Raw genomic sequence first — 5,205 nt, 5'->3', positions numbered from 1 at the left:
GCTATCTGCCCGGCGAGCATATTCAATTGAAAATCATCAAAGAAGGTGAGTCTCAGGCTCAGGGCGTGGGATATCTGGATGATGGAACAATGGTGGTCTGCGAACAGGCAAATCATCTGGTCGGTCGCGATGTCGATGCGGTTGTCACCAGCGTGCTGCAAAGCAGTGCAGGCCGCATGATTTTTGGTCGGGTCACCGAAGGCGGCCGTTAACGGCACACTGAAACTCATCCGGAAGGAAATTGATTTCTGCCATGAACTCCCGGAAAACAAACCGAATTGGAATTGCCGTTGTCGAATTTCAACGGCAATTCCTGATCGGTATCCGCGCTGCCAACTCACCCCTGGCCGGATTCCATGAATTTCCCGGCGGCAAATGCCAGACAGAGGAAGCAGCCGACGCTTGCGCTGTCAGAGAGTGCCGGGAAGAAACGGGGCTCGAAGTCATCGCGCTGAAAGAACTGCTTTACCAGGAGCACTCGTATGAACATGCGGATGTGAAGTTGCATTTCTGGTTATGTCGACCCGTTGCTGGTTCGGAAGATTTAACCCACCGGGATTTGCAGGGTTTCCACTGGTTTCCTGCAGAACGTCTTTCTGAACTGCGGTTTCCCGAAGCCAACGCGCGTCTGATTGAACTTCTCGTAAGCACTTATGCGTCTGCCTGATAACTTGTCGGTTAGAATGCTGCTTCGATGACGTGCATGAACTTGAACAATAAACATCAACCAGCGTTGATGCAATTTGACTTCCCGGGGGAATGACCTAGACTTCAGGGTTGTTAATTAGCGGCTGTTTTCTCAACCAATCAGAATGCATGAACAGGTTCTTGAAGTATGGGCTATTCAATCACTCAGGCGACCCCGAGTGACAATCAGGAAGAACTGATTTCTTTGATTAATCGGAATTTCAAAAAAAACGATTCTCAATGGTTTAACTGGTCTCATCATCAAAATCCATTCGGCAACAACTATTGCTGGCTGGCGAGAGAAGACACGGACGGACAGCTGATTGGTTCAACCGGTTTGCTGACGCGTCGCATGAGTTATGAGGGAAAACCGTTTGCTGTCGGACAGGCAGAGTCCATTAATATCGATAAGGAACATCGATCTGCCCAGGCGGCGCTGAAACTGCAGCGCGCGCTGATTTCGCATCTTTCGGAAACGGATTTCAAATTTGTCTATGGTATGACTGACGAAGCAGCAGCGATTTTCAAACGCTGCCGATACAAAGAAGTGGGAACTTTCCAGCACTGGGTGAAACCGATTCGTTCGGAATACAAACTCAAGGAAAAAATCCAGTCGCCCCTTTTGAGAAAAGGTGTCTCAAGTTTCATTGATCTGGCTATGCAATGTTATTCTCTTGAGTCGAGAACATTTTTGTCTCACCGGAATAAAGTGAATTTTGATGCTCCCATTGATGAACGATTTGAAACGCTGTTTTCAGAATATTCGCAAGGGATCGTGATGGTCGAACGAACTCGCGAATTTCTGGAGTGGCGTTTCCGCCATGAACCCAGCACGCGTTTTCATATTATGACTCTGGAAAATTATAAACGTGAACTGCTGGGATACATGATTTACGTTCTGGGGGAAACAGGCCGCAGTGGGGATTACGCAGCGGGGATCCAGGACTTTTTCTATCGCGATCTGACCTCCCTGAAATACATGCTGACCGCCTTCAGCCATCACTGCCGGCAGGTGGGTCTGGAATCGATCGTGATTAATTATTTCGGGCGGGAAGAAGTTTCAAAACTGTTGGCCCGGTTTGGTTTTTTTCAAAGGCACTCCGCAACCAAAGTCTTTGCTTATGCCAATCCGAAATTTCCAGATTTCAAAATTGAGTCGATCCTCGATCCCAATCGCTGGCACCTGACGAACGCCGAACTGCTTTCCTGAATTCTCTCGGATGATCCCGACTGCGAACTCAGTTCCAGCTTGAATTCACCCTGGCTTCGCGCTATTGCGCCCCTGATTGCCGGCTGCGCTGTTCGCGTGCGCTCAATTCAGCCGCTGCGGAAGCGTTCGTATTGAATTCCGCTGTGGCTAATGTGGGAATTCCGTACCCAAATCCTTTCAGCGGATTAAACCAGATTTCGCGTCCTGTATAAGGATCGAGGCAATAGGTGTAACCATCAATGGAAACGAAAAGCTGTTCATCGTCTACCAGAATCGAGACGTAGTTTGATCTGCCTTTTGATGATTTCCAGTTCCACAGCAACTCTCCCGTATCTCGATTCAACCCAAAGACACGGGAATTAAAACTGACAAACAGCATGTCTGAGATCGTGAATGAGTCAGTTTCATGAGCGCGTCTGTTTGAGTAGTCTGTATCGTCCAGAAAACCGCCGTTCATTGGAACCTCCCTGATGTGTGATGGAGACGAGAACTGAAGGCAAGACGAATTTTAGCAGGGCCTGCAAGGCCACTTCAATCAATCGGACGAATCACGGGTTTCCCGGCGGTTTTCTCCGGATTCAGTTTGGCAGGTCCCAGCGAGGGATCAATGGCAACGGCCCGTTCGAAGTCTTGCGCTGCCTTTTCCAGTTCGCCCCGTTCCTTTAACGACTTAGAGCGCATCAGATAGGCTTTCGCAACAACGTCATCAATACGTTTGGCCCGTTCGAAATCACGCAATGCATGTTCGACATCGCCACGTTTCATGAAAGCGTCGCCGCGCACGGAGTAGGCATCCGGATGAGGCTGGATTTCGATGGCCCGCGAACATTCCTGAATACAGCGATCCAGTTCGTTTTCTTCCAGATAAAGTGCGCCGCGAACAAAATAACCGCGTCCCGTATCCTGTGTCAGTTCCACCATTTTCGCATAATCGATCATTGCTTCTTTGCGCATGTCCGATTTCAGATAAAACTGGGCACGTTCCAGGATCAGCTCCGCGTCTTTCGGTGCCTTGGCAATGCGTTCGTTGATGAACGCCAGCTCTTGCAGCCAGAGAATCTTATCCTCGTCGGCTTTGGCCTTTTCGGGTTGATTCATTTTTTCATAGGCGAGCATCCGCTGCCGATAAAATTTCTGATTCTGGGGACTCAATTCAATTGCTGTGGTAAAATCTTCTGCCGCTTTGGTAAATTCATTTTTTTTCGCCCAGGCCAGACCGCGATTATCATACGCATTCAGATATTTCGGATTTAGTTTGATCACCTGATTCAACACCTCAAATGCTTTGTCTGGTTCGTTCAAATTCATCAAAGCAAAGCCCAGGTTATTCATCGCGTCAATGCTGTCGGGTTTGATCCGCAAGACCTGTTCAAAATCGGCACGGGCTTCCTTCAAATTTCCCGATGTCGCGAACAGCAAGCCGCGGTTGTTAAACGCCTGATGGTCATTCGGATTGAGTTCAATGGCTTTCGTAAAATCTTTTACTGCCAGTTGACCACCGCCACGCGTCATGAAAAACAGGGCGCGCGTCGAATAATAGTGCGCATTTTCAGGGCTCATTTCGATCGCTTTGGTTAAATCAACGATGGCATTGGCATCCTGTTTCAAATCAGCCCAGGCGCTGCCCCGGGAAAAATAGTATTTTGATTCCTGTGGGTTTGCATTGATCGCCGTCGTTAAAAACTGAGTCGATTCAGCCAGTTTATTCTGCTGCTGAAGCGCCATCGCCTGCAGGTATAATTCCTCAGCTTTTTTAACAGCGGCTGGATTCACAACCGTCTGAGTCGAAGTGGCCTGAGCAGGGGCACCCGATTGGTCGCTATTTTTCGAGGTGGTTTCATTTGGATTGGCAGGAGTTTTAGCTGCAGCCCCTGCTGTTTCATTTGATTTAACTGCTTGCTCTGAAGTCGGTTGCGCATCGGAGCCGCAGCCAGATGTCAGACACAAACCCACCAGCATCCATGCCATGTGACGATTCATTTTTTATTCCACCTACATTGTCTATCAGCTATTTTGGCATAAAACGCCATTAATTGATCGACGGCTTGTAAAACGACATCCAAAATCTGTCAATCCCAATTGAATTTTATCCTTTTTTCATGAATGGACGTTGAACCCGCGATCTTTTACAATCCGTGAGCTTGAGTTCAGAATGAAACTTTTCCTAAAGGAACAAACAACTTGCAGTTACCGCGAAATCCAACCAGAGAAGTGAATATCGGTACAGTTGTCATTGGGAACAAAAACCCCATAGCCGTCCAAAGTATGACAGCGACCAAAACCAGCAACATTGACGCAACCGTTGCCCAGATTCACTCACTGGAGCAGGCGGGGGCAGATATCGTGCGCATCGCTGTCGATAATAAACGGGAAGCTGCGGCACTCATCGAAATTCGAAAGCAGACCTCTGTGCCTTTGACCGTCGATTTGCAGGAAAACTATCGACTGGCCGAAGTCATCGCGCCGTATGTGAACAAGCTGCGTTATAATCCGGGGCACCTCTATCATCACGAGCCGGAAAAAGCCTGGCAGGAGAAAGTCCGGTTTATCGCCGAAGTTGCCAAAGACAATGATTGTGCGCTGCGTGTCGGCGTGAATTGCGGTTCAGTCGATCCGGCAAAACTGGAAAAGTATGATCCGCACGATTCAATCTCGCCTATGCTGGAAAGCGCCTGGGATCATTGTGATTTTCTGGAATCGATTGACTTCACCCGCTTCTGTGTTTCGCTCAAGGATTCCGATCCGGCAAAAGTCATCGAAGTCAATACGCGGTTTGCTGCGAAACGTCCGGATATTCCTTTGCACCTGGGGGTGACGGAAGCAGGCATGCCTCCGGATGGCGTCATCAAAACGAGAATGGCTTTTGAGCAGTTAATCAGCAAAGGCATCGGAGATACGATTCGCGTTTCATTGACGGTTCCCAATGATCGCAAAGGGGAAGAAATTGCCGCCGGCCACACGATTCTGGAAGATATCGCTGCCGGCCGGGTGCGTACGTTCGTTGATTATGATCTGAAAGGATTAAACATCATCAGTTGCCCCAGTTGCTCTCGTGTGGAAAATGAAGTCTTCGTCGATCTGGCTGCAGATGTCAAAAAAATGACCGAGTATGCCAAAGATTACAAAATTACCATCGCCGTTATGGGCTGCCGGGTGAATGGCCCTGGTGAAACCGATGATGCAGACCTTGGTCTCTGGTGTGGCCCGAATTATGTCAATCTGAAAAAGGGGAGCGAATCATTAGGCCGCTATTCCTATGATGATATTCTGCCTCGGCTCAAAGGCGAACTGGACTCTCTGATCGAACA

The 5,205-nt window shown here is 48.7% G+C and carries 6 protein-coding genes; 4 read left to right on the top strand and 2 right to left on the bottom strand.

Annotated elements, in window-relative coordinates:
- The 3 genes from Q0294_RS13830 to Q0294_RS13820 form a co-directional block, all read left to right on the top strand.
- The coding region (locus Q0294_RS13830; RefSeq protein ID WP_366917975.1) for a TRAM domain-containing protein at nucleotides 1–212 on the top strand (212 nt) is incomplete at its 5' end.
- A 41-nt stretch (nucleotides 213–253) separates the two neighbouring features.
- A complete protein-coding gene (locus tag Q0294_RS13825; protein WP_299466397.1) occupies nucleotides 254–667 on the top strand; it encodes an NUDIX domain-containing protein in 414 nt (137 codons plus the stop codon).
- Nucleotides 668–835: 168 nt separating this feature from the next.
- On the top strand, nucleotides 836–1,897 hold the full coding sequence (locus tag Q0294_RS13820) for a GNAT family N-acetyltransferase (RefSeq protein ID WP_299466394.1): 1,062 nt from the start codon (nucleotides 836–838) through the stop codon (nucleotides 1,895–1,897).
- A gap of 61 nt (nucleotides 1,898–1,958) precedes the next feature.
- On the opposite strand, the gene Q0294_RS13815 is transcribed toward Q0294_RS13820, so the two are convergent.
- A complete protein-coding gene (locus tag Q0294_RS13815; RefSeq protein WP_299466392.1) occupies nucleotides 1,959–2,354 on the bottom strand; it encodes a PQQ-binding-like beta-propeller repeat protein in 396 nt (131 codons plus the stop codon).
- 74 nt (nucleotides 2,355–2,428) lie between these two features.
- The gene (locus tag Q0294_RS13810; RefSeq protein ID WP_299466389.1) at nucleotides 2,429–3,877 is read right to left on the bottom strand and encodes a tetratricopeptide repeat protein; all 1,449 of its coding nucleotides are present in this window, start codon (nucleotides 3,875–3,877) and stop codon (nucleotides 2,429–2,431) included.
- 201 nt (nucleotides 3,878–4,078) lie between these two features.
- Here Q0294_RS13810 and ispG point away from each other — a divergent pair.
- Nucleotides 4,079–5,205, top strand: a 1,127-nt coding sequence (gene ispG / locus Q0294_RS13805; RefSeq protein ID WP_299466386.1) for a (E)-4-hydroxy-3-methylbut-2-enyl-diphosphate synthase, incomplete at its 3' end; no start/stop codon positions are given.

The sequence above is a fragment of the uncultured Gimesia sp. genome, from assembly GCF_937919775.1.
In the GTDB taxonomy this organism is placed as follows: domain Bacteria; phylum Planctomycetota; class Planctomycetia; order Planctomycetales; family Planctomycetaceae; genus Gimesia.
The sequence above is the reverse complement of the archived record's forward strand: the minus strand, read 5'-3'. Positions and strand labels throughout refer to the sequence as shown.

Coding starts and splice junctions, on each gene's coding strand:
- Q0294_RS13810 (WP_299466389.1), bottom strand. CDS start 3,877: ATGAATCGTCACATGGCATGGATGCTGGTGGGTTTGTGTCTGACATCT.
- Q0294_RS13825 (WP_299466397.1), top strand. CDS start 254: ATGAACTCCCGGAAAACAAACCGAATTGGAATTGCCGTTGTCGAATTT.
- Q0294_RS13820 (WP_299466394.1), top strand. CDS start 836: ATGGGCTATTCAATCACTCAGGCGACCCCGAGTGACAATCAGGAAGAA.
- Q0294_RS13815 (WP_299466392.1), bottom strand. CDS start 2,354: ATGAACGGCGGTTTTCTGGACGATACAGACTACTCAAACAGACGCGCT.